The sequence below is a fragment of the Paenibacillus pabuli genome (assembly GCF_039831995.1).
In the GTDB taxonomy this organism is placed as follows: domain Bacteria; phylum Bacillota; class Bacilli; order Paenibacillales; family Paenibacillaceae; genus Paenibacillus; species Paenibacillus pabuli_C.
Genome location: NZ_JBDOIO010000003.1, coordinates 3,813,128 through 3,837,494, shown reverse-complemented (window position 1 = coordinate 3,837,494; position 24,367 = coordinate 3,813,128). Strand labels below are relative to the sequence as shown.

Sequence of the window (24,367 nt, the reverse complement as noted above, 5' to 3'; positions counted from 1 at the left end):
CAGATTCAGCCGCAGTGGTGTAGCGTATATCTCCATATATCTTTCTGTTTGTAATATCGGGGATACACATTCATCTGGGTAGGGCTACCCACTCGGCTTCTATATTCAACCTCTTGAGATTCCCCGTACTAGCGATGCTCTTTTCGATAGCGCAGGGGGGTGGTTCCAGTCACCTGTTTAAAAGTTTTGTTAAAATGAGCCGTGTGCTCAAACCCGACCTTCTCCGCGATCAACTGCACCCGCTCCTGGGTGGACAACAGGCGCCGCTGCGCTTCCCGAACGCGCACCACCCTCAAATATTCGCTGAAGCGAAATCCTGTAAACCGACTGAACATCCGGCTCAGATAGGATGGACTGATATAGAAACGGGCTGCTGCATCCTCAAGGGTAAGTGGTTCGTTATAATGCCTGTTCACGTAAGCTGCAATCTCGCCGATCTTGTCCTGCATCGGGTGAATGGTGCCGGGTGACATCAGGCGGCTATTCTCTTCTACTCGGTGAATATGAATCAGGAGCTGGGCGAGCAGGCTTCTTACGACCATCTCATAATGCGGTCGGCGCTCCTTACATTCGCGCAGCATCTGCCAGAGCATGCGTTCCATCTCTTGCTGTTCTGATTCGGGAAAGTGAAGCAGCCTGGATCGTTCGAATGGGAGCAGACCGCACACCCCGAGCTCCATCCCCGTGGCAAACGAAGGTGAGAAACCGATAAGGATTCGTTCGAATCCGGGTCTGTTTCCTTTGGACGTTGTATGTACATCATGTGGATTAATGAGGATCAGATCACCTTTGCTGGCGGTCAGGAGCTGACCGTTCATGGAATACACCCGTTCTCCCTCAAGCAGGTAATACAGCTCGTAAAATGGATGAGCGTGAGGCTGTGGCATGGCGTTACCTTCATGTCTGCGCATGTATTCAATGGTGAATGAATTTTCCCCAATGCGATATTTGGGTCCGATTCGATCCTCGATCATACTCATAATCAGGCTCCCCCCTACTTCAGCTGATTTACGTTTATATCCATATCATAACGGAAAATCCAGTTTGTTGTAAACGCTATCAAAATTTTCGCTCAAAGTGAATGAACGGGTCCGAAGGGTGACAAACGACCAGTGATGTTTTACAGTAGGGAGAGTGAGGCTAAACGCTGGATGAAGGGTCTCCAATATGATTTGGAAGGAAGGAAACAGGTTATGACGACACATGAATTATCGCCTCTGGTTGCTGCGCTGGATATGCAGCCCCACGTTGAAGGCGGTTGGTATAAGGAAGTATGGAAGGCTTCTTATCAAATTCCGCAATCCGTTCTGCCGGAAGCTTATTCGGGTCCAAGATTCTCTGCAAGTTCGACTTACTTCCTGCTGCACCCGCATGAAATTTCCGAGTGGCACACGGTCCTGTCTGATGAGCTGTGGTTGTGGCACAGCGGAAGTCCAATTGAATTGAAACTGGGCGGCAAAGGGGAAAACCCTGAGAATGAGGAAGTACTCGTGCTCGGCATGGATCTTGCTGCAGGACAATCGCCGCAGGTGCTTGTTCCAGCCGGTGTATGGCAAACGGCACGTCCGCTGGGAGACGAACCTGTGTTGGTAACGTGTGTGGTTGCGCCAGGTTTCCACTATGATGATTTCAAGCTGGTCTCCAAAGGCTGATCGGTTCCAATGAATGAACGGCAAAATCCCGATTCGGATGCAGGTGCATTCGAACCGGGATTTTTTTGGTTTCCCTATATTTCACGAGGTTTGCCTAAAGACAGAGCCTAAAAGTTAAAGTTATCCGGATCTGACCCGAATCGTTTGTTTTCGTTCAGTCCATTGATTTGTTCAATCTCTTCCGCAGTCAGTTCAAAATCATATAGAGAGGCATTGTCTTGAATACGCTGTGGGGTAACGGATTTTGGTATGGTCACGATGCCATTTTGAAGATCCCAGCGCAGAATGACCTGTGCGGGAGATTTGCGGTGCTTCGCTGCAATATCCTGAAGAAGCGGATGCTCCAGCAGGTTCCCTTGACCGAGTGGAGACCAGGCCTCAATTTGGATCTGGTGTTTGCTGCAGTATTCACGAAGCTCCGATTGGATCAGCAGCGGGTGAAGCTCGACCTGATTCACAGCAGGTTTAATGGTGGCATCCATCATGAGATCCTCCAGATGGTGAATCTGGAAGTTGCTCACGCCTATCGCGCGAATACGCCCTTCCTTGTGCAGCTTCTCCAGTGCTCTCCATGTATCCTTGTACTTGCCTTTGACTGGCCAATGAATCAGATAGAGATCAAGATATTCAAGTTCGAGACGTTCCATGCTGGCTTCGAAGGCGGCCAGTGTCGATTCATAGCCTTGGTCGCTGTTCCATACTTTGGTAGTAATGAACAGATCCTCGCGGGCAACTCCGGATTCACGAATACCTTGGGCTACACCGGTTTCGTTGTTGTATGCTTTGGCTGTATCGATGCTGCGATAACCCGCCTGAATGGCCGTTTTGACGGCTTCAACCACTTCTTCTCCATCTTTCACTTTGAATACGCCAAAACCCAGCCAAGGCATTTTGACTCCGTTATAGAGTGTCGTTGTGTCCTGCACGTTTTTCATGATCCGAATTTCCTCCCCTGTTCCTTCAATTGTCCCAATATGTAATTACCCTGCTGCCAGGCAGCCAATCGTATATGAAAGGCCATCTTTCCTGATTATACTAAAAGCTTTTGGGGAATGGAAAAAGTTAGGCAGCAATTTTACGGGAAATGAATCCCTTTTGCTCTTTTTTGGCAACTAGAGGTTTGGTTTTGGTGCTTGCGGGTGATAAGATGAAGTATACGGGATGTGGAAGCGAAATAATGTAAAATGCTGATTAACGGCTTTGAATAATCACATTCGAAAAAGAACGGAATATGCACGGGTAGGTCCAGGAGGTCTAAGACGTGTGATTAATGATAAAGGAGCAAGAATAATGGCTAAACCTAAACAAACCAAAAAAGCAGCAGCCTGGTCTCTCGTTGTGATGGGAGCGGGTTTTGCCGCCTCATTGCCGTTTCAGGGCAGTGTTGTAGGCAAGCTGCTGGTGGGTTCATTTGAAGCGGGATTGGTAGGGGGGCTTGCCGACTGGTTTGCTGTAACGGCATTGTTCCGTCATCCGCTTGGCATTCCGATTCCGCATACGGCATTGCTGCCGAAGAACCGGGATAAGATGACGGAGGGCCTTGTCTCTGCGGTGGAGAACAATCTGCTGAACAAAGACAGCATTACCGAGAAGATTGCCGGTTTCAAGGCAGCGGAAACGGTACTGGATATTATGTCGCGGGAACTTCACAATGATGGCGTCAAAACGATGATCGACACGCTGTGCAAACGTATACTGGCAGGGCTGCCACTGGAACAGATTGCGCCGCTGGTTGCGAGTGGGATTAAGTCACAGGCCGGGGCTTTCGACCTTGGACCGATTCTGGAACGGGCGTCTGTTCAATTGAGTGAACGCGGATATGACGCGAAGGCACTGGACTACGGGTTGAAGCAGGCGGAAGAGTGGCTGGTGAAGCCGGAGACGATTACGTTTCTGGGTGAGAGCGGCATGAAGGCGATTAGCGGCATTCAGATGAATGGTCTCATGCAATTTGCCATGAATGCCTTCCTTGGTTATATGAATGAGGAGAAACTTGGCAGCATCCTGCAGGGATATTTGTTTGACCAGGTTGAGGATATGAAGCGTGAGGGAAGTGCCCTCCGGTATAAAGTGTTAGGTCTGGTTCGAACCCAAGCGGTGCGTCTTGCCTTGAGCGAGAGTGTGCGTGACGGAATAAACGGCTGGAAAGACAGTATACTGGAGAGCTGGAACGCCGAAGAAACCGTGCTGAACAAGCTTTCCGAACTGAGGGGAAAAGCCCTCGCCGCCATGGAGGATGGAAAGTATGTGGAGACGTATGCTCTTCCTGCAATTGAGCGGGTATTGTCCGATCTGCGCTCAGACAGTGCATTACTGGATGGCCTGAATGCCAAAATTGTCGAAGGCGTGACAACGCTGCTGGAGAAAAACCATTCCAAGATCGGTAATCTGGTCCGTGAAAATGTTGATAAAATGGATAATGCCTCATTAATCTCGTTGATTGAGGACAAGGTAGGCCAGGATCTCCAATGGATTCGGATCAACGGTGCCGTGACCGGATTCGTGATCGGTATTGCGCTGACTGCCCTAAGGATGGTTCTGGAATAAAAATATATGCATAGCAAGTTGGAGGGCCGCTTATAGATGAGCAGGCTCTCTTTTGCGTGTCTGCGCAAAAGCTGCAAAATTGTTGCAAAAATCAGGAAATTGGGTAATGTAACCCGAATCCTTTGCTGGAACCATTTAGGAAGAAAGTTATATAAAAACGATGCCGTGAGCCGATGTGGGCATGTTGATTTTGTACTATGATGCAGTTAACAAATGAATAGGGCGGATTTTGAAAGGCTGCTGATGACCAAGGGGGGATTGGTATTCGACGTACGGGAGGGTTTAAAGGTTTCATTGCACTCATCATCATGGTTACTTTAATTTTGGGAGGCTGCGGGAATATGAAAGAAAGTGAGAAACAAGCCTTGTTCCAGGAGGCGGAAGCCAGTGTGATTCAGCACTTCAAGCAGAAATTTGAACTGGATGTCGTCATTACTAGCAAAGAACTTTTACCTGAAATGGCGGTTTCCCAGATTGGTCTGAAAGGGCATGTGAAGGACCATGAGGATCAAAGTTTCGGCATATCATACGATTACAAAAAGAAAACGACCAAAAATCTGGTCATAAGCCCGGAAATTGAGGAAGCAATCAAAGCGAAAGGCTATGACCCATACGCCAAATAAATTCAGGAGGTGTAATTGTTGAGCAAACCGCCGAATATTGATGACGAGACATATAAAACATTATCCGACCTAGCCTACCAGGACCAAAAAACGGGTGATAAATTAACCGAACTTCCCGGATGGGAAGTGCTTGAAGGGACTGAAGGCAACAAACTGTCCGGCTTTGATGCCGTAACATTCTACAACCCGGAGACCAAGCAAGCAGTCATTTCATACCGCGGTACGGAGGGGAGTGCCTCTCTGGACAGATCCGTTCCCGATTTTGTTATGGATGGACGAATTGGTGGCGGGGAATTAATCCGCAAAGGCCAGCAAGAGACCAGCAAATTTGTGGATAGTCTTACACCGGAATGGCTCGATAAAGGTGTTGAGAACGTCAAGGACTTTACAGGTGTTTCAAAAGTTGAAAATTGGGCCGGGGACAGAGTACGAGATGTGGAGAACTGGGCTGGCGACCGGGTGAAAGATATTGAGAAAACCGTGTCACCAACAGGTTGGGCTAATCAGATGTATCAGGCCGAGAATTACGCGAATCATATGCAGAATAAACATAAGGATCTGAATTTCTCAATGACAGGACATTCTCTTGGTGGGGGGAATGCACAGTATGCATCCGCATACACAGGCATACCTGCAGTGACATTTAGTGCCCCATCCGTTATGGGTAACTTGACCCCGGAGGTGCGCCGTCAGGCGGAAGCGGGTAAATTCGATGGACAGATTACGAACTATGCGCATCCTGGTGATCTGGTAGCGAGCGGTACGCTTGGCGGATATGATCGGCATGTCGGAACAACCTATTACATCAATTCTGATTACGCGACAGCGAACGACGGTGTCAGCATCATAGACAAAGCGAAAAACTCTTTTGGTGGCGAAAACTATCACAGCCTTGATCAATATAACTTCAAGAATGGCTATATTTCCAATGAACTGTACGATCCGATTACTGGAGAGCGAATTGGTTATTCACCTCGTCTGATGGACTACTTGACTGGCTACAGCAAAAACATGGGGCCACGCCTATCGAAAACAGGTGTAGGCGGGGGAGCTGCAGGAGCTGCTTCCGGGCTGATTCAGGTAACGCCGGAAGAACTGAAGAGCGTCGCTTCCCGCTGGAAGCAAAATGCACAGCAGTGCAACGCTGAGCTCAATCAGGTGCGCAGCCGTATGGCTCAATATCTGCATACCAGCCGCAGTCGCAGACTGGAGCCCATTGTAACCCAGCTTGATGCGTCCATTAACGAACTAAGTACATGGCATATGAAGCATACGAGTCAATTCCTCGACTTCATTGATCAGAAGGCAGATGCCTTCCGCCAGGCGGATGAGAGTCCGGTTCATTTTAATTAAACACCCGGGCTGCCAGCAGATCGATAATGATATGTACATAAGGGGAGGGGATAGGCATGAGCGGACAATTGCTGGTGGAACTGAATGACCTTCGAATTGCGGAGAAGGAGCTTACACGGCTGCTGGCCCGCCTGCAGGCAGATGAGCAGGAAGCCAGAGCCCTGTATGCGCGGCTGAATGACTGGAAGGGTCAGTCGGCCGACTACACCAGACAACAGATTGAAGGATTCTTCGCAGGGCTGTCCAGTCGAATTCATTCGATTGAACAGCAGAAGCAGAGCTTGCTGCAATATATTGAGATCATGATTCAAACGGATCAGGAACGTTAAATGTAAACGTTGAACCTAGATATCTGATCTTACAAAAAGGAGCCTTGGCAGATATGCCGAGGCTCCTTTGTTACATTCAACAATATATAAAGACTGCGTGTTATCTCTTTTTGCGGCGTGTTGCGAGTGCAATGCCCAGGAAGGACATAATCAGTGCCAGAATCGATACGATCAGCGTTGCCTGCTGCAGCTTCAATGTCCCTGGATCGGTATCGGTATTATTCGGCTCGCCTGTAACCGTATCGTTCAATGCATCACCGAGTGTGGTATCATCGTCAGCTTTGGTATCGTCCGCAGCATTGTTGTCTCCAGTGGCTGCTTCGTCATCGCTTGCATTGCCGGCTGTACCTGCGCTGTCATGACCACCCGTTGCAGCTTGATTGCCTGCAGCTGCAGGATCTTCGCTAATAGCCGTAATACTGTGAGGCGTGCTGTCACTTGGCTGTCCTGTCCATTCTACGATGCTGCCATCGCTATAGTATTGGAATGCGTCCCAAGCTACTTCCGTTGCTGTATCCGGATTTTGTGCAACAAAGTTAAATTGTTGGAATTGTCCGGCGAGGATACCTTCGTTGTCGCCATCCACTTCCCAGGTAATCGATGTCACTTCATTGGAGCTGTTTTTCTCTGTGGTGATTTTCCATCCAGCTAGTGGCTGGTACTGCTTGAATGCTACACCTTCCGGAACCTTCATCGTAATCTTGGTTGTTGGCAGCTCCTTCTCAGAAGGAATTTTGATCGTATACGTCTGCCATGCGCCAGTTTGTGCAGCCGCTGGGCTGACTGTGACGTGAGCACTTGCGAAGCCGGCGAACAGCATGAGTGCTGCAGCACCTGCCGCGATAGTGGATGTAAGTTTGGAAGTCCAGGATGTTCTTTTCAAAATAAATTACCCCTCTCTTTTGGTTAAAACTATGGATTGGCTGTGTCGATCTCGAACTCGGTGTCCAGTGAATCCAGTGATCGGGTCAACAGGTGAACCTTGATGCTCCATCGTCCAGGCATGGAGATGTATTCTTCCGCCTGGTATACTCCGGTATCGTTTTTCGGAATGGTGACTTCATAGATACCCATGTCCATATCCAGATGGGTCAGCGTTAATGTGATCTGCTCCAGATCTTTCACTACGCTGCCGTCAGGTGCTTTCACGCTCACCTCGAACTGATTCTCTCCGGTTACATTTGGGCTGACCTGAAGCGTGATCGTTGAGCCATCCTCTGTTGTTTGTACTTCCTTATAAGGGCCAGCGGCTTCAGGCTGTCCGGGAGACAGATGGGTGAGTACGGCGGCCAGAGCAAGCACAATGGCACCTGTAGCCAGCTCTACCTTGAGACTGCCCGCCAGTCGGTTATCTTTTCCATGTCTGGCCGTTCGGGCATGGCGCCATGCGAATGCGATCATCACCAGCAGCAGAATGATCTTCGCGATCAGCACGTAACCGTAAGTGGTGGTGAGCAGGGACGTCAGCACAGGTTCGGGTAAAATGACCAAACTGCTATAGATCCCTGTAGCAACTAGAGCGGCTACAGCGCCAATGCCCCAAGCTGCAAAACGGCGGATGGCTCCCCAGTACACTTCTCCTCGTACCTTGGGGGGGAGCTTGTCTGCCAGTGGAGGCAGACAAACCGCCATGGCTGTCAGGGCACCGATCCAGAATGCTGCTGCAATCAGGTGAACGTAGTCCATGGTTATGGCGAGTGCGCGCTGCTCGGCTGCGGCAGGGTGGCCTGTCATGGCATGCGTGAGCAGCCACCCAAGCACAAGGATCAGTGAACCGTAAGATGACCAGATGCGGACCTTCAAAGAGCGATCCCGGTCATACCCTGACAGGATCGTGACTGCAAGCAGCATCAGAATGAGCATTTGCGCCATCCAGATAAGGCCAAACGACGTTAGCTTCAAGGCACTGCCCATGAGTGCCCAGCTGAATTCATGGATAGCCACCCCTGACTCGTAAATGGTGTTCAGCGGCAAACTGATGATTGCGGCAACAGAAGCTGCGGCATAGCTAATCCATAACAGCTTATAGCTGCCTGGCACCTCCAGTGGTTCTCTCGCCATGGACGCCGGAGCGATCCGGAAAAGCAGGAAGGCGAGTGTGCCCAGGATAACAGATAATCCAAGATATTGAATCCAATCGGTCAGGGAAAGGATCCATTTGATCGGCCCGCCCGATTGTCCTGAGCCGGATGTCAGATCCGCCAAACCCGCAGGGGCACCTGAAGGTTCCCCAATATGGAAGACATAGGCTCCTTGAATGGGGTGGCCATCGGCCGATACGGCTTTCCAGCTGACGGCATATGTACCGTTGCCGAGTCCGCTGCGCAGTCCCGTTTCAAGAACGTGTGGACGCTCGGCGTCTATCTGTACGTTGCCGTCATCCGCCTGTGTACCGTCAGGTGCAGTAATTTTAATATCATAGAAGGCCGTTTGCAGCGATTCATTGAATTCCAGGGTCAAACGTTCTGGAGCGGTGGCTACCAGCTCGTTCTCCCCTGGCGAAGCCTTAACAATATATGCATGGGCTGAAGCCCATTGCGGCATAACCAGACAACACATGAGCAGCAGGGAAACCATAACGGCCCAGTGCCGTTTGTCCCATCTCATCGTAAAACGTCCTAAACTCAAAAAAACATCACCCTCGGGTTATAGAATTGTAGTTATTCTTCGGATGCCGATAACAATCTATACCATTATAACTTTGTCCAAAATAACGGCGTATGACTACATCGGGCTATAAAAAAACGATTATATTCCAAGAATTGTGACAAAAGCATGAATGCTTGCTACTTGCGCAGTTTTCGTCCGGCAAGGCCGCTTTCAAGTGCATAGCGGGTTAATTGAACACGGTTTTCGAGCTGCAGCTTCTGCAAAATATTTTTGAGGTGATTTTTCACCGTTTGATCGGAAATGCCAAGCTGGTCGGCAATTTCGCGGTTCGTATACCCTGCGGATACCCACTGCAGAATCTCGAGTTCCCGCGAGGTAAGCGGGTTATCCGGCACATCTTCACTGCGTGGCGCAGGGAACTCCTGCAAAATCCGGTACGCCAATTCCTTGCTGAGCGGTGCATCGTCCGAGACGATGGCGCGCAGATATTCAAGCCAGGTGGAGGGAGCTAAGTTTTTGAGCAAATAACCTTGAGCACCCTGCTTTAGTGCTTCGAACAGATACGTTACATCGTCCGAGACCGTCACCATGACGATGATCACGTAAGGGAAGCGCAGCTTGATAAGCCGGGTAGCCTCGAGCCCATCCATATCGGGCATCTGCACGTCCATCAGAATAAGGTCCGGCATCCACTGTTCGGTCAGTTCCAGCGCTTCCTGTCCGCTTGATGCCGTCCCGATGACTTCAAACAGGTGGTCTTCCGATAATATGCTGCATATCGCTTCACGCGCATGGGCGTGGTCATCGACAACCAATACACGTACATGCTCCATGTTAAGTGTCCCCCTTACCTATCGTCATTTGTGTTAAACCAGGTTTGGAATCCAGGGAAAAGGACCAGCCCATCTGAATGGCTCGTTCCTTCGTTATCCGCAATCCGTATCGGTCCTTAAGATGCAGCGGATCACCACTAACGCCTACTCCGTTATCCCGAATGCGAACAGACCAGGAAAGGGGACTGCCCTCCGCTTCCACATGTATGTCCGTAGCCTGAGCATGTTTGCGTACGTTAATCAGAGCTTCCCGAATACAGGCAAGGAGCTCCACTTGTTCTTTGGGTGTAAAAAAAGTGCTATCCAGCTTCCACTGGATTCGGGCTCCCGGTATGGTTTCCTGCGTTAACAATTCGACTTGTCCCTGAAGGGAAACCCCTGTAGGCACGGCAGGATGGCCGGGCACATATCGCAGCTGGGCAATGGCTTGCCGGACATAAGCGTTTACTTCATGCACGGTTTTGCGGATTTCCTGGATTTCATGTTCGTGGCCGGTACCAGCCATACCACGCTCGGCTTTATCTGTTTTGACAGACAAGAGAAAGAGGGATTGCGCAATGCCGTCATGAAGCTCACGAGCCAGCTGGTCGCGTGCCTCAAGAGCGGCCTTCGAGGCTCGTTCCTGCTCCAGCGCCGCTCTGGCACCTTCCAGCATCTTGAACAGTCGGCTTAGCAAAGTAACGCTAACAAGGTATACGATAACGGGAGTCAGCCAATTCCCCGCATCCATGGAGAGATAGGGCATTAAAAATTGATGACGTATGTATTCCCAGAGGCCAACGGTTAATGTGGGGATCAGCAGAATCATCCATTTGATTTGTTTGTAGGACATGCTTGCAGAACTCCTTTAATATCGACTCTTTGTCTGAATCTATGCCCCATTATAACCCAAGCTGTCTCTGGCACCTAGTCTGTTGGTCTCGGAGGATGTATTGGTGGATACGGGAGTATATAGAAGGATATCTAAGAACGACATGTCGTGAAAGAATGTCACGGAGTGTGAGGCTGGATGCATGAGGGAGAGGGAGGCTGAGTCTGTTTTCCCTATGGCGGAAGGTTCTTTATACTTATATAGAACGTGAATTCATGACAAACCATGTTAAGGAGTGAACGCAACAACATGAATCAAGAGGTATTGGAACGTCGTAGTGAGTTGCTCAAGAAGAATATTCATCAAATGCTTCTTCAAGACAATCAGCACGGAATCAGTCGCCAGGATAACATGTTTTTGCAGCAGATGATCAAAGAGCTGCATCAAACTTCACATGAACTGAACACCACCCGTTAATTGGAATTGGCTCGTTAAGAACTGTCCTGAATTCCAGGATTGACCCAATGATGAAAATGAAAATGGCGCTATCCCCAATGGACCGGGGGTAGCGCTTTGGCTTTATATCGGGATTTTGTGGACAGCCGTACGATGGCGTGCGTTAGGATAACAGCTGGTGAGCCGTCTTCTTTTGGATGTAACGGATAAAAATCTCCGCCAGCTCAGGGTCGAATTGGGAGCCAGCACATGCACGTAATTCGTTGATCGCTTCATCCACCGTTTTGGTTTTCTGATACGGTCGTTCGGTGGTCATCGCGTCGAATGAATCAATGACAGTCAGCATACGGCACAAGCGGGGAATTTCACGGTCTCTTAAACCGTAGGGATATCCTTTGCCGTCAAACCGCTCATGATGCAATTCAATATACGGGATCAGATCGTTGAAACGTTCGTTGGTCAGCACCATTTTTTTGCCCCAGGTGACATGTCCCTTAATCGTTTCCCATTCTTCTGCAGTCAGCTTTTCCTTTTTGTTCAGGATAGACCACGGAATCTCAAGTTTACCGATATCATGAATCAGTGCACCCAGTACAAACTGACGTTTCTCCGCATTTTCGAGTTCCAGCAGCTCGCTAAGATCAAGGGCATATTTATATACTCTTTTGGAGTGTTTGAATGTATCGATATCCTTGTACCTGAACAGGTTCAGCTGCTGCTCGATATCCCGTACATCCTGTACCAGGTCAATCTCATGTTCCATGCCGTCATTGCTGCCATGACGGTGCACATTGTTTTTGCCCTGCTTTTTGGCATAATAGAGCGCTTTGTCAGCTTGGTCCACAAGCTGTGATTTGTTGTACATATCCACCTGGTATCGTGCTACGCCGGCGGAGAAGGAGAGGCAGCCGTGTGGAAACACCTCGACTCCTTCAAAAGGGGTATCGTTCAGCTGCTTGCGCAGTTTGTTCATAAATGTAAAGGCTTCGTCCAGCTCCATGCCTGGCATGAGTAGCGTGAACTCTTCCCCGCCATAACGAAACGCCGTCACTGGTGTGCCTTCCGTTTTGCGGTTTAGAAAGTCTCCCAGCAGAGCAAGCAGACTGTCACCCTGCAGATGACCGAAGCGGTCATTGTATTTTTTGAAGTCATCAATATCGATCAGCCCCAAAGAGAGTGGGGTTCCTTCCGCACGGGCAGCAGCCAGTTCATTTTCCAGCATGTTTTCGAAGTAGCTGTGGTTAAACAGACCGGTTCGTTGATCCGTATTCGCCTTTTCTTCAATACTCTGGTACATCAGGAACAGCTGTTTGAACGCGTGGGATAACAGAATGCTGAGACTCAGATAGAGCAGCAAGCCCAGAACGCCGTTATGGATGACGAGTATGGTCAGTACCAGCGCCAGGATCAGCGTACATAGATAGACGAGCAGTGATTCGGTCACGAACGCACGTTTCATCTGCTGCAGAGCGTCCTTGGTGGAGAAATGAAAGAACAAGCCCAGCGTGAGTGTATTAATGACAAAGTATGCGGCAAGTGCTGCGAAATAGGGAAGCAGGTTATACCCGTCCAGGGCACCTGGAACACCGCCGGTCCATGTAAAAACGGAAGCCGCTCCCGCAATCATAAGGCTATAAATGCTGAAATTAACGATATGTTTCCACCAGGCGAGCTGGCGATCCTTGATTAATAAAATGAGGGAAACAGGCAGGAGCACAGACAGGCTGAACGCACCGCCGAACATGAAGATACAGGCAAGATACACGGAAGAGTCCATAGACTGCTGATTGCCCTTGGGAGGGATCTGGAACGTGAAGTAATCCAGGATCAGCGCGGCACCCAGCATCGTATAGACCATAACCCATTCCTCGGTGGAAAGGTGCAGATAAGACAACTTGTTCATATACAGAAAAATACCGATGCCCGCGCAGCTCAGCAAAACAACGTACATGCTGCTTCGGTCTGCTTTATGGATAAGATTACGAATGAAGTTCATACAATTTCTCCTGCTTGGTTTAGTCGGCTCTTGATGTATAGATTTCGGTTCGTACTATATAGATGTATAACATAACAAGTTACCTGACAAAAATCCAGAAAGAAAAAACAGGCCGCTGGCAGCCTGTTTGTCTTGGTTGGCGAGTATGTACTAGCCGCCCAGCTTGTATCCCGAAGTCAACGCGACAACGACAGAAGCTACGATGATTGCATTGATGACGATGCGGGAATATTTAATGCCTTCGAATTTTTTCATGGAAAAGACCTCCCTTCCTTGGAGTCTGTCCTAATCTCTTCAGGCCGGATGGATGTCGCTGGCGCTACTGCCTTGCCGGAACGATTCACCATCATGTACTTGATAAACAGGAATATACCAATGTTCATGACCACATCGCCGATGCTGATCACCTGGGTCCGCGGATAAGGGCTGGAGAGCGGGATGATATCACCCAGGAAGGACAGGTGGGTAGATGCATCCATCATATAATGTTTCGATACGGCTCCACCTTCACGAAGCATATCCACATAGTAAGGTCCAAGTACAGCGGAAGCCTCCACCGAGACAGGCATGCGTCCACCATTCACCGCCATAACGATGAAATTGAGGAACACGCCAATCCAGATCAGTGTAAATCCCCGGTGATGCCGGTTCAGCCACAGAAATGCAAGACCTGTGACGTAAACAGCCGCAAAGAGATACCCATTGATGGATGCAACCCAATCCAGTCTTTCCTGCAAGAAAAAGATAAGGAATTGGGCGAGCAGCAACAGTGGGAATATCCACCCGCCGCGAAGTTGAAGTGTTGCAAACTGGTGGAGACCATACCGGTACCCGCCCCGGAACAGTCCAACGATCAAACCGAGCAGAATGCCGTCATATACCATGATTAACTCCTGTCATTCAGATATGTGTGATTGCGGTTGCTTTTTGTGTACATATGTTATTCGACCTTTTACTGGTAAATCCTTCAAAGAGAAAATGATTTTAAAGAAGAATTTTGCAAAAAATATAAACAAAAAGCCGTCTTTGCGGAACCGTGGAATCAGTCCATCGCTCGGTTCGTGAAAAACGGCTGTTTGTGTGACAAAATACGGGATTAATTTTAAAAGGTAACGTTTATTTTGTTTACTCTGATTCCCCGTTCAGATAATTGAAGAAAGGTTGATCCACCCAGAAATTGTAGCTGGTAATGTCCGCATCAGGAGCAAGCTTCCGGAAGCCTTCCTGAATCCCTTTGGCGTTCTCCTTCAATGAGAAGGATTGAGCGTAGTAATAATTGCCCACTGAAATTTTGTTGTTGGCAATGACGGGGTAGTCCTGCACTGCTGTCGGTGAATAATATAGCGGTTGCCACCAGGAAGCATAAATGAGGGCAGAAGCATCATCACTGTTCTTTTTGGCGTATTGCAGAATAATGTCATTGAAACGGGTCTTGTCGGCCGTGTTGTTGAATTCAAATTGAATGTCATATTCCTTGGCATAAGCAATATAGTTACCATTCTCGATTTGGGTCACCTTGTAATCCGGCGTTTCCTTGGGCTCGCCCCATTCCTTCAAATAGATGAAGGCAGAAGTTTTCGGCTGAAATTGCACATCGGCATCAATGCCCTCGCTGCGAAGCAGACCAATCAGCTGTACGGCGTGTTTAATATCGTCATGTCCGTAGGTCAGGGTCAGTTCATCGATAAAATTGGAATCGAAACGGCTATCCTTGAGGTTGTACCCTGTAACGAGGTCGTCCCGGAGTGCCTGATCCACAATCTCTCTTAATTCGGGTGCTTCGATCAGATCGGCGGTGCGATAAGCGGCATACAGTTTGGAATAGATGTCGGCATCGCCAGAGCGTCCGATCTCATGCTTGTATTTTCCCTGACTGGTCAATACCCGTCCAAGCAAGATGTTGGCAAAATCAGCACTCGCCGCTCCGCCCTTACGCAGAGCAGGATAGAGGCTTTCCGGAACCAGTCCGGTATCGATGGCAGCAGCGAGTTCCTGAGCCGCCTGACCTTGAACGCGATTAGGGTTGATGCCGAGCTTGGTGAGCGTTTGCTTCGTTTTCTCTTCTGGATATGTATATGCAAGTTCCTTGAATCCAGCTGCCTTGACGGCAATGAATACGGCAGCATACGTGCTGAGGGTTTCATCGGCACGGACTTCCGTACCAGACAGGATACCATTGTTATGTAGGGTAATGGCTGCATCATAAGTTGAATCTCCCGAGCTCAGATCGGTAAAAGCGGGAGTCTGGGTCTGACTATCGCTGGCTTCTTCCGTGGAGACCGCCGCTTGATTCGCTTCAATGATAGCTGCTATCGCTTGAATGAAGTCACCTTTGGTCAGCTGCTGTGGCAATTGAATGCCGTACTTGGCCTGCAGGAACTGAGCATAACCGGCTGCACTCTCCGTATATATAGATGGAGTTTGAGATGTGGTTGCTTTTGCAGTTTGAGATGCGGATGGTACGACGGGCGAAGCAGATGCAGCGGAAACCGAAGCAGGCAAGCTGAGGCTGCCGATGGTGACCGGAGCGGCGAGCAGGGCCGCCAGCGTGAACTGGGTGATTTTTTTCATATGAATAGCCTCCTTAAGATATGGTTGGAAAATGGAACCGTTTGCGCTATAATTCTGACAAAACCGATGTGAATTTAATAATTGGATTGACTTTAGCACGGAGAAGCCATCCATGTCAACGGAAAAAAGTCATCCTGAAGCGCTTCCCAAAGTGTCTTAGCAGGCGATGAAATAATTATATTTAATTTGAATGTTTATGCACAAAGATTTATTGACAAGGATCGACAGTATCCGCTAGGATTATAAAAAAAGAATGTGGAAAAGGGGAATCTTCAAAATGAAAAGAGGCTTATCGTTCGTCTTATCGATCATCATGTTGGCAATTTTGCTTGCGGCTTGTGGAACTTCGGCTTCCAAAGACGAACAATCGGCCCAAGGCGGCGACAGTGAGAAATCACTGCGCATGGCACTCGTACTTCCTGAAAAAATCGGGGTAAACCCGTTCTTTGTACAAATGGATGAAGGTTTCAAAAAAGCAGGCGAAGAGTTTAAAGTAGATACCAAAACAATCGAATCCACAGACCCGGCAGCTTTCGAGCAAAATCTGCGTGCTGCGGTTGCGGAGAACTATGATCTGATTATTACGGCGACATTCCAGGCAGAAGATGCACTGAAAAAGGTGGCTGCCGAGAATCCGGACAAGTCGTTTGCCATCGTGGATACAACGGTTGACCTGCCTAACGTACGCAGCGTTGGTTTCCGTGAATATGAGGGGGCGTACCTGCTTGGTGCGGCTGCCGGACTGTCCACCAAAACGGATAAAGTCGGCATGATCGCAGCGATGGACGTTCCATTGATCAAGAAATATACCGAAGGTTTCAAAGCAGGACTGGAATCCGTTAACCCGGATGCAGAATTCCTCGTGAACTACGTTGGTGGCTTCAATGACCCTGCCAAGGCGAAAGAACTGGCACTGGTACAATTCGGCAAAGGCGCTGACTTCATTGCTGGTGCATCTGCAGTAGGTGATCTGGGCGTATTCGAAGCGGCGAAGGAAAAAGGCTTCTATACTTCCGGTCAGGATACGGACCGCACGGTTGAAGATCCGGAGCACATTGTATTGTCCCAATTGAAATCCACAGATACGGTTGCTTATGAAACAGTGAAGGATTTCGTAGAAGGAAACTTCAAAGCAGGTGCTGTAAACTACGGCCTGAAAGAGGACGGCGTCGGTCTGACTTTCGTTACACGTGATAGCGAATCCGCACTGAGTGATTTTGTTGGACAAGAGGTTATCGACAAGGTTAAAGCAATTAATGAAGATATCGTATCCGGCAAAATCGTTGTGAAAGATCCATTGCAGCAATAGCATTGATTGTTTCATGGAAATGTATTGATCAGCCGGCTGCCCGATCAGGCAGCCGGTTTTGCTGCTATTAAATGCCCGAGACCGAAAGGAGCGAACGCGAGATATGCTGTTGGAGATGGATCAGATTACGAAGAAATACGGCGGCTTCACCGCCAATCGGGACATCCGTTTTAATTTGCGTGAGGGAGAGATTCATGCCCTCGTTGGTGAGAATGGAGCGGGCAAAACAACCCTGATGCGTATGCTGTACGGAATGGAGCAGCCAACGTCAGGTACGATCAAAGTCCGGGGGCGCGAGGTGAGCTTCGCCACTCCGTCTCAAGCCATGGCAAGCGGCATTGGCATGGTGCATCAGCATTTCATGCTGTTTCCTTCCTTTACGGTAGCCGAGAATATTGTCATTGGGCGCGAGCCGGCTGCAGCGGGCGTATTCGACCGCAAACAGGCAGCCGCTCAAGTGAACGATCTGGGCCAAAAATACGGCATGCCCGTTGACCCGTGGAAAAAAGTATCCGAATGTCCTCTCGGCATGCAGCAGCGTGTAGAGATTCTCAAGGTGCTGCATCAGGGTGCGGATATTATCATCCTGGACGAGCCTTCAGCAGTACTGACACCACTGGAAGTCAAGGAATTGCTGGCAAATATGAAATCTCTTGCCGCGCTGGGGAAGACCTTCGTTTTGATTACACACAAACTGCAGGAAGTCATGGACGTGGCTGACCGGATTACGGTTCTCCGTGATGGTCAGGTAACAGGCACGTTGGAAGCGAAGGACACCAATGTGGAGGAATTATCCCGTTTAATGGTTGGGCGTGAATTGGTACGTCTCGACAAGCAGCCATCCGTTCCGGCAGAAGCTGTACTCCAGGTGGAGGGCGTAAACTTGTCCGGAGCGAAGGATCGGTCGGCGCTGAAGGATATCCATATGGAGGTTCGAAAAGGAGAGGTCGTTGGCATCGCAGGCATCTCTGGTAACGGTCAGTCCGAACTGATCCAGGTTATTGCCGGACTGCGCAATGCAGACAGCGGCCGTGTCCTGCTCTCTGGGCAGGATACAACAAATTGGCCTGTCCGCCGCATCCGCGAGCATGGACTTGCTCACATTCCCGAGGATCGCTATATGTGGGGAGCAGCCAAGGATGCAAGTGTGCGTGAGAATGGACTCATGGGACATCATCACCGGCTTCAGACACGAGGCGTTATTAAGGCCAAGGCTGCACGGGCCATGGTGGAGGGCTGGATTAAACAGTTCAGCATCAAAACCGGTTCAGCAGAAACGAAGGCACAGTTCCTGTCAGGAGGTAATCTGCAAAAGCTGATTGCCGCGCGTGAATTTGCGCAGGATGCTCCGTTTCTGATTGCAGCGGAACCTACACGGGGTGTGGACATCGGAGCCATGGAGACGATTCATGCCGAGCTGCTCCGTAAACGTAATGAAGGTGCCGGTGTGCTGCTCGTTTCTTCGGAGTTATCCGAGATTTTGCAATTGTCTGATCGAATCATTGTGATGTATGAAGGCGAGATTGCCGGGGAACTGAAGGCAGACGAAGCCACGGAAGAACAGATTAGCCTGTTGATGGCAGGAGGGAAAGAGCGGATATGAATCGGGTAAAAGAAACACTTCGCGGACTCGTACAGCCGCTGCTTGCCATAGTAATCGGCTTGCTTGCAGGAGCTGTGGCAATTCTGATTGTTGGCGGGAATGTCTTCGAGACGTATGCAGAGATGTGGAAGGGAGCCTTCGGGAACTTCTACTTCTTCACGAATACACTGGCTCGTTCGACACCCATTATACTTGCTGGACTGGGTGTAGCGCTGGCATTTCGTGCGGGATTTTTCAACATGGGAGCCGAAGGACAGATGATTCTCGGGGGGCTCAGTGCTGCGCTGACGGCGCTCTATCTGCCAGGACCCGGATGGTTTGTCTGCATTGCAGCCATTGTGGCAGGAATTTTGGCCGGAGGAATCTGGTCGGTGTTTGCCGGCTGGCTGGATGCCCGGTTTGGCATGAATCTGTTGATTACTACGCTGCTCCTTAACTATATTGCCATATACTTTGGCGGATACATGGTATCCTACCCGTTCAAGGATCGTACCGGATCAGCAGCGATGGCTCAGACTCCGATGATTGATCAGGGGGTCTGGCTGCCTAAGCTTTTCCAGGGTATGGGACTGCACGCCGGATTTATTATTGCGATCGTAGCTGCGATCGTGATCTACTGGTTTACGCACAAAACGGTAACTGGTTATGAGATCCGCATGCTCGGAAGCAATCCGTCGTTCGCGACGTACGGCGGGGTACGCCGGATACGGATGATGATGCTGTCCATGGTGATCAGCGGCGGACTGGCGGGTCTGGCGGGTGCTGGCGAAGTGCTGGGAACACAGTACCGTTTCCTGGATGGATCATTGTCATCGGCAAGCTACGCATGGAGCGGCATCATGGCGACATTGCTCGCCCGCTCGCACCCACTCGGTACCGCTGTAGCGGCAATTTTGCTTGCGGCTCTACAGACAGGCGCGATGGGTATGGAACGGAATACGGATGTACCGCTTGAAGTCGGCAGTGTGATCCAGGCCGTGCTGACCTTATTTGTATCAGCCCAGATCGGGTATTCATTCCTGAAGCGGAGAAAGGAGAAAAAGTCCAATGCAGCAACTGTTTGATGCAGCCATGTTTGGCTCTACTTTACGGATTATGACTCCGATCCTGCTTGCAGCGCTCGGCGGGGCATTATGCTCCCGTGTCGGCCTCTTCAACGTGGGTCTCGAGGGACTCGTGCTGATCGGCGCTTTCTCCGCGATCGTCGGTAACTATTTATTTGGCAATGTACTGCTCGCCGTTATCTTCTCTATTATTATTGTGATGCTGTTCTCGGCTCTGTTTGCTTTTATTAGTATTAATCTCAAGGCGAACGCCATCGTGGTCGGGATATCACTGAATTTCCTGGCCACAGGTCTGACAACCTTTGCACTGCGAGCGATTTTTGATGTGAAGGGTGCATACTACGACAAGGACATGGTGGGGCTTCCCAAATGGGATATTCCACTGATTAAGGACATTCCGTGGGTTGGCGATGTAGTTTCGGGGCACAGCCCGCTCGTTTACCTCGGAATCATACTCGTTATTGCATTACAATTTTATTTGTTCAAAAGTGTATCAGGTTTCCGTCTGCGTTCCGTCGGCGAGAACCCTATTGCAGCACAGAGCATCGGGATCAAGGTACGCGGCATTCAATATGGTGCGGTTCTGATGTGTGGTATTCTGTGTGCCTTGGCTGGCGCTCAGTTGTCGCTCGGTCAGGTGACGATGTTCACGGAGGGCATGACCGCAGGTCGCGGCTTCATCGCATTGGTAGCAACCATGCTTGGCCAAGCGAATCCGCTGGGTGTAATGGGTTCCAGTGTGCTGTTCGGCTTCATGGAAGCACTCAGCATTCGTCTGCAGGGCTTCTCCCTGCCAACTCACTTTACGTTGATGCTGCCATATATTGTGACGCTGGTGGCGATGTTCTTTTTCAAAGACCGTACGTATGCACAAGATGCACTGAAAGCGGGCGGAAGCTCACGTTAATGTAAAAAGAAGGAGGGTTAACATTGCATAACAAGGCTGAACGTCTGAAAAAAACCAAAACTCCTGCGCCCAAAGCGGGTGCCGAGCATGGAGATCGGCTGCCGCCGGGACAGATGCTAACCGAGAAATTCCCGATTTTGCATGAAGGTGAAGTGCCTGAATACGACCTGTCCACCTGGGATCTGAAAGTGTTCGGGGAGGTAGAAGAAGAGAAAGTATTCTCGTTCGCAGAGCTTCAGGCCATGCCGCAGGTCAATACGGTGAGTGATATTCACTGCGTTACCCGCTGGTCCAAGTTCGATACCCCATGGGAAGGCATTCGCTTCTCGGATTTCATCAAGCTTCTGGGCGTCAAACCGGAAGCCAAATATGTCATGATCCATGCCGATCATGATTATGAGACCAATGTACCGCTCGAAGAATTGATGCATGACGACGTACTGCTTGCATTCAAATATAACGGCGAGCCGCTTACGCCGAAGCATGGCTACCCGCTGCGCCTGGTGGTGCCGCAGTTGTACTTCTGGAAAAGTGCCAAGTGGATACGAGGTCTGGAGTTTATGACTGAAGATCGCAACGGATTCTGGGAGAGCAACGGGTTTCACCACTTTGCCGATCCGTTCAAGGAACAGCGCTTCTCGGGCGAAGATCTGCCAATCCCCGAAGACGAATGGACGAAGAAGGAGTTTGATTAAGATGTTGATGCCTATTTTGCAGATTCATTCGGAAGACATGCCTGCTTATGCCATTGTCTGTGGTGATCCCGCTCGTGCGGAGAAGATTTCCCGCAAGTTGGAGCAGGCGAGAGAACTGGCGTTCAGCCGGGAATATCGCACATTCGTTGGACAATATGAAGGCGTGCAGATGGCTGTTGTCAGCCATGGCGTAGGTTCACCGGGGGCAGCTGTTTGCTTCGAGGAACTGATTCGGGCAGGAGTGACGACTTTGATTCGCGTTGGTACAGCCGGCTCCTATACGGCGGATTACCCTGCAGGCAGCGTCATTGTCAGTACGGCAGCGGTCCGTTCGGACGGATTGACCCGCCAGCTGGTGCCAGATGGTTTCCCTGCAGTAGCAGACATTGCAGTTACCCAAGCACTGATTGAATCTGCACAGGAGAAAGGGAACAATGCGGACGCGGCAGCGGATGCAGGCAAAGTCGGTGTAGGCATTACCGTTACGCTGGATGCATTCTTCGCAGGGGTGGAGGAGATCCCTCACCGCAAATATAAACAGGCTGGCGCACTAGCGGCCGAGATGGAAATTGCGGCACTGTATATCGTTAGCACATTGCGTGGTGCGCGTGCCGGTGCAATTGTTGCCATTGACGGCTTCGCGGACAGCGATCTGGCGGCCGAATATGATCCGCATACGGATGCGGTAGCACATGCGGTTGAGCGCGAGATTAACGCGGCTCTGCGTGCACTCGCTGCGCTCGCTCGTCAGGATCAGGCGTAAGCAGCGTTTAATGGAATGCAACGATAGGGCCATAACCCGTAATGGTATAAAAAAGACGTTCACTTGGTCACGGTAAATGTGATAGTGAACGTCTTTTTTTGTTTAGTTCTGCTGTCCGAACAATTGCTGAGCCGTCTCAATAAATAAACGGGATGCCGGAGAAGCTTCCGCCAGGGAAGGGACCGCGATCTCGATATGGCGATAAGCCTTCGGTTCGGTAGGGAGTGCTTTTACACCAGGAGGGAGCCAGGAAAGAGAAATGGCAGGCAGCAGGGCAGTTCCAAGTCCCTGTTCAATCATGTTTAGACATGTGTTCACGTTATGCACGATAAATCCGAATTTGAGTTCCGTTTCCGCACGTTTAAACAAATCCACGATGGGCACTTCATATCCACCGTTGCATACAATCATGGGATGCTGATTCAGCATCTTCACAGGCAGGATCTCCTGATCGGCAAACGGCTCATCGTCCCGGAAGACAGCCAGCATTTCTTCGTTATAGAGCGGCAGTGTTTCATAAGCTGTTTCCAGCGGTTCCTGCTCCGTAACGATAATGAGAGCGACATCAATCGCGCGCGAATGAAGCCATTCCTGAATCTCATGAATGTTTCCCTCATGCAGCTCGAATTCGATGTTAGGGTAGCGGTCACGGATGGATCGAATAATTTTGGGCAGCAGATGAGCCGATGACATGGGAAAAGAGCCGACGCGGATCGTTCCGATTTCCAGTCCCTTTTCGGCAGCAACGACCTGCTGTACTTTATCATATTGCTGTAAAATCCGGCGGAAAATGACCAGAATTCGCTGTCCCACATCGGTAAGCACAATGCCGTTCCGCCGGTCCCGTATAATCAGGGTGACATCCAATTCATTTTCCAGCGAGGAAATGGCGCGGCTGACCGCCGGCTGTGTCATATTCAGTTCCTGTCCGGCACGGGTGAAACTTCCAGTCTCGGCAATTTTAACGAATAACTGTAATTGAGAATTGTTCATAACAAATATGCTATGCTCCTTATGATTAACATGCATTTCAATTATTAAGATCGTTATTGTATCATGGAGACACAGAACGATCAACGGAGGATACTGGGCTGCCGGATCTGAATGTAGTTGGTTGAGACACTTGGCATGAATCAGGTGCTTGGTTATGGATTGGTCCTGAAGCTGTGCCGGATAGGAGAGGTTAATTGATGGTTTTATCACGTAAAAAAGCAGGCTGGGTCCTGGCTTTTCTAGTACTCATGTGGGGAGTAAACTGGCCCCTGACCAAATATGCATTGAATTATGCACCACCGCTTTTATTTGCAGGCATGCGTCTGTTAATTGGCGGACTGGTGCTCGGTATCTATGCTTTTCCACGGTACAAAACGCTGCGGCTCCGGGAAACCTGGCATATTTATGCGATCTCTGCGGTGCTGAATATCATTTTCTTCTATGGCTTTCAGACCGTTGGACTGACAGAAGTACCCGCAGGATTATTTTCCTCCATTGTATTCCTGCAGCCTGTACTGCTCGGTATCGGGGCTTGGCTGTGGCTGGGCGAGTCGATGTATGGACTGAAAATTGCCGGGTTGGTCCTCGGTTTTGCAGGTGTGGCCACGATTAGTATCGGCGGCATGACAGGCAAAGTATCACCTGAAGGGGTTATGCTCGGACTGTTTAGTGCCATCAGTTGGGCAATCGGAACCGTATATATGAAGAAAACATCGACGAAGGTGGACGGAATCTGGATGACGGCAATACCGATTCTGATTGGCGGGATTGTCCTGACATTGACGGGTACAGCCACAGAGAACTGGGCTGAAGTACAATGGGTGCTTCCATTTATATTGGATATGCTGTTCATTTCGGTGTTTGTCATTGCGCTGGGATGGCTCGCGTTCTTCAAACTGGTCAGCTCTGGCGAAGCCAGCAAGGTGGGATCATTTACGTTCCTTATTCCACTGATCGCCCTGTTGTGCAGTGTGCTGTTCCTTGGGGAGTCGGTGACGATCAATCTGATTGCAGGTTTGGTCATGATCATAGCCAGCATCCTGCTCGTGAACTTGAAGATGAAGGGCAGCAAAGTGGCGAAAATATAAAGCAACGGTGAACTTTCTTGCAATCGGCTGTTATAGCCGGGCGGGAGGTTCGCCTTTTTTGTTAGATGGTGGATTGGAATTTCAGGGAATGAAGAGGGAGCGGGCATGAACTAGCGAATTGTTTTATTGGAGTACAGAATATCATGGTTAAAGAGGAGGTGTCT

The 24,367-nt window shown here is 49.8% G+C and carries 23 protein-coding genes; 13 read left to right on the top strand and 10 right to left on the bottom strand.

The genetic code is table 11. From position 1 onward, the window contains the following. Positions 1–128: 128 nt before the first annotated feature. Positions 129–980 carry an AraC family transcriptional regulator gene (locus ABGV42_RS19210; protein WP_347383064.1) on the bottom strand — a complete coding sequence of 284 codons (852 nt, stop codon included), beginning with the start codon at positions 978–980 and terminating at the stop codon, positions 129–131. A gap of 213 nt (positions 981–1,193) precedes the next feature. Here ABGV42_RS19210 and ABGV42_RS19205 point away from each other — a divergent pair, with 213 nt between their 5' ends. After that, the gene (locus tag ABGV42_RS19205) at positions 1,194–1,652 is read left to right on the top strand and encodes a cupin domain-containing protein (protein ID WP_095361613.1); all 459 of its coding nucleotides are present in this window, start codon (positions 1,194–1,196) and stop codon (positions 1,650–1,652) included. A 107-nt stretch (positions 1,653–1,759) separates the two neighbouring features. Here the strand turns inward: ABGV42_RS19205 and ABGV42_RS19200 are convergent, their stop codons facing one another. After that, positions 1,760–2,587 carry an aldo/keto reductase gene (locus ABGV42_RS19200; RefSeq protein ID WP_347383063.1) on the bottom strand — a complete coding sequence of 276 codons (828 nt, stop codon included), beginning with the start codon at positions 2,585–2,587 and terminating at the stop codon, positions 1,760–1,762. 355 nt (positions 2,588–2,942) lie between these two features. Between ABGV42_RS19200 and ABGV42_RS19195 the strand changes: the two genes are divergently transcribed. From ABGV42_RS19195 to ABGV42_RS19180, 4 genes are all read left to right on the top strand, one after another. After that, on the top strand, positions 2,943–4,199 hold the full coding sequence (locus ABGV42_RS19195; protein WP_347383062.1) for a DUF445 domain-containing protein: 1,257 nt from the start codon (positions 2,943–2,945) through the stop codon (positions 4,197–4,199). 341 nt (positions 4,200–4,540) lie between these two features. Beyond that, positions 4,541–4,822: a hypothetical protein gene (locus tag ABGV42_RS19190; protein ID WP_347383061.1), complete on the top strand. Its 282-nt coding sequence runs from the start codon at positions 4,541–4,543 to the stop codon at positions 4,820–4,822. An 18-nt stretch (positions 4,823–4,840) separates the two neighbouring features. Beyond that, on the top strand, positions 4,841–6,175 hold the full coding sequence (locus ABGV42_RS19185) for a hypothetical protein (RefSeq protein ID WP_347383060.1): 1,335 nt from the start codon (positions 4,841–4,843) through the stop codon (positions 6,173–6,175). Between the two features lie 56 nt (positions 6,176–6,231). Beyond that, positions 6,232–6,504 carry a hypothetical protein gene (locus tag ABGV42_RS19180; protein WP_153976645.1) on the top strand — a complete coding sequence of 91 codons (273 nt, stop codon included), beginning with the start codon at positions 6,232–6,234 and terminating at the stop codon, positions 6,502–6,504. 100 nt (positions 6,505–6,604) lie between these two features. Here the strand turns inward: ABGV42_RS19180 and ABGV42_RS19175 are convergent, their stop codons facing one another. From ABGV42_RS19175 to ABGV42_RS19160, 4 genes are all read right to left on the bottom strand, one after another. Continuing rightward, positions 6,605–7,387: a YcnI family copper-binding membrane protein gene (locus ABGV42_RS19175; RefSeq protein ID WP_347383059.1), complete on the bottom strand. Its 783-nt coding sequence runs from the start codon at positions 7,385–7,387 to the stop codon at positions 6,605–6,607. Between the two features lie 29 nt (positions 7,388–7,416). Then, complete coding sequence (locus ABGV42_RS19170; protein WP_347383058.1) at positions 7,417–9,111, bottom strand: copper resistance CopC/CopD family protein; 1,695 nt, start codon at positions 9,109–9,111, stop codon at positions 7,417–7,419. Positions 9,112–9,290: 179 nt separating this feature from the next. Beyond that, a complete protein-coding gene (locus ABGV42_RS19165; protein ID WP_347383057.1) occupies positions 9,291–9,947 on the bottom strand; it encodes a response regulator transcription factor in 657 nt (218 codons plus the stop codon). 1 nt (position 9,948) lies between these two features. Continuing rightward, entirely contained in the window at positions 9,949–10,779 is an 831-nt protein-coding gene (locus ABGV42_RS19160; RefSeq protein ID WP_347383056.1) for a sensor histidine kinase, read from the bottom strand. Positions 10,780–11,067: 288 nt separating this feature from the next. Here ABGV42_RS19160 and ABGV42_RS19155 point away from each other — a divergent pair, with 288 nt between their 5' ends. Next, on the top strand, positions 11,068–11,235 hold the full coding sequence (locus ABGV42_RS19155; protein WP_167301679.1) for a hypothetical protein: 168 nt from the start codon (positions 11,068–11,070) through the stop codon (positions 11,233–11,235). Positions 11,236–11,377: 142 nt separating this feature from the next. Here the strand turns inward: ABGV42_RS19155 and ABGV42_RS19150 are convergent, their stop codons facing one another. The 3 genes from ABGV42_RS19150 to ABGV42_RS19140 form a co-directional block, all read right to left on the bottom strand. After that, the gene (locus ABGV42_RS19150) at positions 11,378–13,210 is read right to left on the bottom strand and encodes a bifunctional diguanylate cyclase/phosphohydrolase (RefSeq protein WP_347383055.1); all 1,833 of its coding nucleotides are present in this window, start codon (positions 13,208–13,210) and stop codon (positions 11,378–11,380) included. Between the two features lie 251 nt (positions 13,211–13,461). Continuing rightward, the gene (locus ABGV42_RS19145; protein ID WP_347383054.1) at positions 13,462–14,094 is read right to left on the bottom strand and encodes a DUF5317 domain-containing protein; all 633 of its coding nucleotides are present in this window, start codon (positions 14,092–14,094) and stop codon (positions 13,462–13,464) included. A 241-nt stretch (positions 14,095–14,335) separates the two neighbouring features. After that, positions 14,336–15,781: a hypothetical protein gene (locus tag ABGV42_RS19140; protein ID WP_347383053.1), complete on the bottom strand. Its 1,446-nt coding sequence runs from the start codon at positions 15,779–15,781 to the stop codon at positions 14,336–14,338. Between the two features lie 277 nt (positions 15,782–16,058). On the opposite strand from ABGV42_RS19140, the gene ABGV42_RS19135 reads away from it, so the two are divergent. From ABGV42_RS19135 to ABGV42_RS19110, 6 genes are all read left to right on the top strand, one after another. Continuing rightward, the gene (locus tag ABGV42_RS19135) at positions 16,059–17,090 is read left to right on the top strand and encodes a BMP family lipoprotein (RefSeq protein WP_347383052.1); all 1,032 of its coding nucleotides are present in this window, start codon (positions 16,059–16,061) and stop codon (positions 17,088–17,090) included. A 103-nt stretch (positions 17,091–17,193) separates the two neighbouring features. After that, entirely contained in the window at positions 17,194–18,693 is a 1,500-nt protein-coding gene (locus ABGV42_RS19130) for an ABC transporter ATP-binding protein (RefSeq protein ID WP_347383051.1), read from the top strand. Then, positions 18,690–19,757: an ABC transporter permease gene (locus ABGV42_RS19125; protein WP_347383050.1), complete on the top strand. Its 1,068-nt coding sequence runs from the start codon at positions 18,690–18,692 to the stop codon at positions 19,755–19,757. Before ABGV42_RS19130 ends, ABGV42_RS19125 begins: the two co-directional genes overlap by 4 nt. After that, positions 19,741–20,664, top strand: a complete 924-nt coding sequence (locus tag ABGV42_RS19120) for an ABC transporter permease (protein WP_347383049.1) — start codon at positions 19,741–19,743, stop codon at positions 20,662–20,664. The genes ABGV42_RS19125 and ABGV42_RS19120 overlap by 17 nt, the downstream gene beginning before the upstream one ends. 23 nt (positions 20,665–20,687) lie before the next feature. Further along, positions 20,688–21,359: a sulfite oxidase-like oxidoreductase gene (locus tag ABGV42_RS19115; protein WP_095291643.1), complete on the top strand. Its 672-nt coding sequence runs from the start codon at positions 20,688–20,690 to the stop codon at positions 21,357–21,359. Between the two features lies 1 nt (position 21,360). Beyond that, the gene (locus ABGV42_RS19110; protein ID WP_347383048.1) at positions 21,361–22,122 is read left to right on the top strand and encodes a nucleoside phosphorylase; all 762 of its coding nucleotides are present in this window, start codon (positions 21,361–21,363) and stop codon (positions 22,120–22,122) included. A 102-nt stretch (positions 22,123–22,224) separates the two neighbouring features. On the opposite strand, the gene ABGV42_RS19105 is transcribed toward ABGV42_RS19110, so the two are convergent. Next, the gene (locus ABGV42_RS19105) at positions 22,225–23,115 is read right to left on the bottom strand and encodes a LysR family transcriptional regulator (protein WP_347383047.1); all 891 of its coding nucleotides are present in this window, start codon (positions 23,113–23,115) and stop codon (positions 22,225–22,227) included. Between the two features lie 197 nt (positions 23,116–23,312). On the opposite strand from ABGV42_RS19105, the gene ABGV42_RS19100 reads away from it, so the two are divergent. Beyond that, a complete protein-coding gene (locus ABGV42_RS19100) occupies positions 23,313–24,203 on the top strand; it encodes a DMT family transporter (protein WP_431523627.1) in 891 nt (296 codons plus the stop codon). The last annotated feature ends 164 nt before the right edge of the window (positions 24,204–24,367 follow it).

Excerpts from the sequence above, each read along its gene's own strand:
- ABGV42_RS19150 (WP_347383055.1), bottom strand. The coding sequence starts at position 13,210 with ATGAACTTCATTCGTAATCTTATCCATAAAGCAGACCGAAGCAGCATG.
- ABGV42_RS19140 (WP_347383053.1), bottom strand. The coding sequence starts at position 15,781 with ATGAAAAAAATCACCCAGTTCACGCTGGCGGCCCTGCTCGCCGCTCCG.
- ABGV42_RS19135 (WP_347383052.1), top strand. The coding sequence starts at position 16,059 with ATGAAAAGAGGCTTATCGTTCGTCTTATCGATCATCATGTTGGCAATT.
- ABGV42_RS19170 (WP_347383058.1), bottom strand. The coding sequence starts at position 9,111 with ATGAGATGGGACAAACGGCACTGGGCCGTTATGGTTTCCCTGCTGCTC.
- ABGV42_RS19110 (WP_347383048.1), top strand. The coding sequence starts at position 21,361 with ATGTTGATGCCTATTTTGCAGATTCATTCGGAAGACATGCCTGCTTAT.
- ABGV42_RS19120 (WP_347383049.1), top strand. The coding sequence starts at position 19,741 with ATGCAGCAACTGTTTGATGCAGCCATGTTTGGCTCTACTTTACGGATT.
- ABGV42_RS19125 (WP_347383050.1), top strand. The coding sequence starts at position 18,690 with ATGAATCGGGTAAAAGAAACACTTCGCGGACTCGTACAGCCGCTGCTT.
- ABGV42_RS19130 (WP_347383051.1), top strand. The coding sequence starts at position 17,194 with ATGCTGTTGGAGATGGATCAGATTACGAAGAAATACGGCGGCTTCACC.
- ABGV42_RS19180 (WP_153976645.1), top strand. The coding sequence starts at position 6,232 with ATGAGCGGACAATTGCTGGTGGAACTGAATGACCTTCGAATTGCGGAG.
- ABGV42_RS19160 (WP_347383056.1), bottom strand. The coding sequence starts at position 10,779 with ATGTCCTACAAACAAATCAAATGGATGATTCTGCTGATCCCCACATTA.
- ABGV42_RS19210 (WP_347383064.1), bottom strand. The coding sequence starts at position 980 with ATGAGTATGATCGAGGATCGAATCGGACCCAAATATCGCATTGGGGAA.
- ABGV42_RS19165 (WP_347383057.1), bottom strand. The coding sequence starts at position 9,947 with ATGGAGCATGTACGTGTATTGGTTGTCGATGACCACGCCCATGCGCGT.
- ABGV42_RS19195 (WP_347383062.1), top strand. The coding sequence starts at position 2,943 with ATGGCTAAACCTAAACAAACCAAAAAAGCAGCAGCCTGGTCTCTCGTT.
- ABGV42_RS19205 (WP_095361613.1), top strand. The coding sequence starts at position 1,194 with ATGACGACACATGAATTATCGCCTCTGGTTGCTGCGCTGGATATGCAG.
- ABGV42_RS19190 (WP_347383061.1), top strand. The coding sequence starts at position 4,541 with ATGAAAGAAAGTGAGAAACAAGCCTTGTTCCAGGAGGCGGAAGCCAGT.
- ABGV42_RS19145 (WP_347383054.1), bottom strand. The coding sequence starts at position 14,094 with ATGGTATATGACGGCATTCTGCTCGGTTTGATCGTTGGACTGTTCCGG.
- ABGV42_RS19155 (WP_167301679.1), top strand. The coding sequence starts at position 11,068 with ATGAATCAAGAGGTATTGGAACGTCGTAGTGAGTTGCTCAAGAAGAAT.
- ABGV42_RS19200 (WP_347383063.1), bottom strand. The coding sequence starts at position 2,587 with ATGAAAAACGTGCAGGACACAACGACACTCTATAACGGAGTCAAAATG.
- ABGV42_RS19100 (WP_431523627.1), top strand. The coding sequence starts at position 23,313 with ATGGTTTTATCACGTAAAAAAGCAGGCTGGGTCCTGGCTTTTCTAGTA.
- ABGV42_RS19105 (WP_347383047.1), bottom strand. The coding sequence starts at position 23,115 with ATGAACAATTCTCAATTACAGTTATTCGTTAAAATTGCCGAGACTGGA.